Annotated in this window: 4 protein-coding genes; 3 read left to right on the top strand and 1 reads right to left on the bottom strand. The window is 44.3% G+C overall.

What is annotated here, in order from left to right:
• The coding region (locus B4J23_RS06605) for a DNA/RNA non-specific endonuclease (protein WP_291359463.1) at positions 1-992 on the top strand (992 nt) is incomplete at its 5' end.
• Between the two features lie 85 nt (positions 993-1077).
• Entirely contained in the window at positions 1078-1323 is a 246-nt protein-coding gene (locus tag B4J23_RS06600) for a hypothetical protein (protein ID WP_004781584.1), read from the top strand.
• Between the two features lie 73 nt (positions 1324-1396).
• Here B4J23_RS06600 and B4J23_RS06595 read toward each other — a convergent pair whose 3' ends face one another.
• A complete protein-coding gene (locus tag B4J23_RS06595) occupies positions 1397-2467 on the bottom strand; it encodes an AraC family transcriptional regulator (RefSeq protein ID WP_180002503.1) in 1071 nt (356 codons plus the stop codon).
• Between the two features lie 108 nt (positions 2468-2575).
• On the opposite strand from B4J23_RS06595, the gene B4J23_RS06590 reads away from it, so the two are divergent.
• Positions 2576-3169, top strand: coding sequence for a hypothetical protein (locus tag B4J23_RS06590; protein WP_179991945.1), 594 nt, complete (start codon positions 2576-2578; stop codon positions 3167-3169).
• The last annotated feature ends 194 nt before the right edge of the window (positions 3170-3363 follow it).

The raw sequence follows: 3363 nt of genomic DNA, 5'->3' as shown, positions 1-3363 counted from the left end.
TTGCGATTGCGTTTGGCCAGGAAAAAATCAGTCAGTGGATTTCTTTGCCGTCTACATCGAATTCGAGCTGTCTGGAACAGTTTTACCGGGACATCCCGCCTTACTTAATGAAAGACAGCCTGAAAAAAGACAGTTATTCACTGTGTTTTAATGGCTTTAATGTGGGTTATTCTGGGGTATCCAAAACGCCACTTTGGGTGGCGGAGGCCTTAACACCGAAGCGTCTGAGCCAGAAAATTCCACGTGAAGACAACTTCCATGAAGAAACACGACTAAATGCTGCTCATCGTGCGACTTTGGCTGACTACCGGGGTTCAGGCTATGACCGAGGCCATATGGCGCCAAATGCGGATATGCCAAATAAAACTGCACAGTCTGACAGTTTCTCGCTGGCCAATATGGTCCCGCAGGCACCAAAGAACAATCAGCAGGTCTGGCGCGAGCTGGAAGAAGCGACCCGTGCCATTGTGACCAAGCAGAAGCAGGACGTGTATGTAGTGACCGGGCCAGTCTTTGCTGCCAAAAAGCTGAAAACTATTGGCAAGGGTGTAATTGTACCAACTGCCGTGTATAAAGCGATCTACATGCCGAAAACTGGTGCCATTGGTGCCTACTATGCACCTAATGATAATTCGCTCAAGGTTCGCATTGTCAGTGTCTGCTATCTGGAAGAGCAGCTTGGCATTAACCTGTTTCCTCAGTTAACTGAAGAACAGAAACGCAATACCTATCATCTGCCGTTGACTGCAAATGCTGTGAAGGCCAACCAGAAAATTGCCTATTCGAATTGGGATGCAGAAAGCCAGTGTGCTGAAGATGTGCCGAAAGAAGATCTGGAAAAACTGCAGCGTGAGTTCAAGCCGTTAGCCTCAAGTTCAGCCAATACCAGCTCATCAGTTAATAAGAACGGGATCGATCATGATACTCAGGATACGATTGTTAAACAGCTGATTGAGGCCTTACTGCAATACATCCTACAGCTGCTGAAATAGTGAAAAGGAGCTTGCTGTAAAAAGCAGGCTTCAGGTAGCATGCTGAAGACAGGTGAGTAAAAATAATAAAACAGAGTAGAAATTAATGTTTAAAGCATTTGAAAATGGAACCGAATCGCATGCGATTCATGATCTGACAGTTGAGAATGATCTGGACTGTGTCAGTCTGTATGGCAATCTGCAAATTACCAAAGACCAGGCTGGTCTCAAGGCGGCCAAAGTTTTGCAGGCACTGTTAAATGATATTGTGCAGCAGCTCGAAGAAACACCGGATCTGCCAGAAAAAATTGAACGCAATGATGCAGATGAAATTGAAAATCCATTTTTATAGAAATTTCTTAAATCACTATTCCGGCTAGAAAAAAGCTTCTTTAATGAGGAGCTTTTTTATTTTATTCAAACTTTTAAATCTGATATGGGACATTAATCTTTGCGGTAGCAGGATAGTCCAGAAATTTTTCCTGCACCTGGGTTTTTAGATATTCTGAGCGCCATTGTTGTGGTGTTTGAGCCGTCCACTGCTTGAAGGCACGCTGAAATGCGCTCTGCTCAGAATAGCCAAGCAGCATGCTGATTTCCTGCAGACTCAGATGAGGGTCTTTCAGATATTGCATGGCCATCATGCAGCGGATTTCCTGCATACGCTGCTGATAGGTCTGACCCTGTTTTTGCAGGTAACGTTGTAGCTGACGTACAGAAAAATTCATCTGTTTGGCGATATGTTCAATCTGGAACATATTTTTCTGCAGACCCACCAGAATCGCCTGTTGCAAGCGTTGATCAATCTGGGTGGAGTTCGGGAGTTTTTCCAGCACCGCTTCTGCCTGTTGCATCAGTAATTTCTGTAAGGTCTGATCACCTTTCTTTAAAGGCGTAGACATTTCACTCACAGGAATCAATACCTGATTTTTGGCCTGACCAAAACGGACCTTGCAGCGGAAATACTGTTCATAGACCGCAATATTTTTATTGACCGGATGTTGAAAATGGACTTCATGCAGATGCAGTTGATGCTGGTCAAGAATGCTTGAGCGAATAAATTCTGTCATGAGCGCGATAGCAATCTCATCTGTGAGTTGCGTACTCACTTTAAACGGAATCTCGCTCCAGGAAATGGACAGGTAATCTCGATCCAGACTGACCTGTAAAGGACTGCCATCATAGATCAGGCGATGATAGTCATGATAACGCATAAAGGCTTCGCCCAGCGTTTCACTGGATAATGCCAGATAGCCAATAATACCCAGATGTTTGGCCTGCACCAGTTGCGCGATTTCCAGGCCGAGTGCCGGCCGCTGCAACTCCTGGTCCAGCTGGCTGAGCAGATCGCGCCAGAGAATATAATCAAAACGCTCCAGGTTCTGGATCGCAAATAATTTCTTGGGGATGTCCAGTTGTTTGAGCTGGTAATAGTCCAAAAGCAAATGTCCTAAACCACCATATACCGAACCGACATAATCTTGGGGAACGTGCATTTTTTAATTCTTTTGTTCTGTCGTTTTTTGTCAATGATATTGAAATTATCGGTCAATATCTAGCCCTTTGTTTGACCTATAATGTAAACAAACAGGGAGGAAAAGATCATGTGGAAAGGCTTTCTAGCAGGACTGGTCGTAGCCAATGGCTTTGAATGGTTTGCGCATAAATATGTGCTGCATGGTACGCATCGGGCAGGGCAGACGCGTTATAGCCCAGTGCCGGACAGCATGCGTTCACATTGGGAACATCATCGTGAAGTTCGCAAGACCAGATTTTCTGATTATGCCTATGTGGAAGGTTTGAAAAACTGGCGAATCCGCAATGAAATCGGTTCACTGGCCGTCGCAGCAAGCGTATTCGGGCTGGCTTTTTATCCCTTGTCCAAAGGTATGTTTTTGGCCACGCTGTATAGTGCAGGCAATTATTTCTATATGCATCGGCGAGCACATCTGGAGCCAGAATGGGCCAGAAAAAAAATTCCCTGGCATTATGATCACCATATGAATAGTAACCAAGACGCCAACTGGTGTGTAACCAAGCCCTGGTTTGATTATTTGATGGGAACCCGGGTGATTTCCTCAGCAGATTTACAGGAAAAAAATCCCCTTGGTATTGTCTTGCCGGAACAGATCTCTATGCGCTTAACCCACTTAACCCAGCGTTATTTCCCGGCTAAATGGGCTAAAGATCGTGATTAAATAACTTAAATTTCGAGTAATCTGCCACATAAAATGTTAACCATTTCTCACTTTGGTTAACCCTGTCGTGATTTGTCAATAAATTCTGCATATATTGTCAATATTGCGCTCAGGATTTCACCTATATTTGCGTCTGTTGATGATTGAAAGTCTTATCAACCTGCATACAGATTGAGTTATATTGTAAATGTCAA

Origin of the sequence: Acinetobacter sp. UBA3025, from assembly GCF_002367915.1 — a bacterium.
In the GTDB taxonomy this organism is placed as follows: Bacteria; Pseudomonadota; Gammaproteobacteria; order Pseudomonadales; family Moraxellaceae; genus Acinetobacter.
This window is presented reverse-complemented; position numbering and strand designations above follow the sequence as displayed.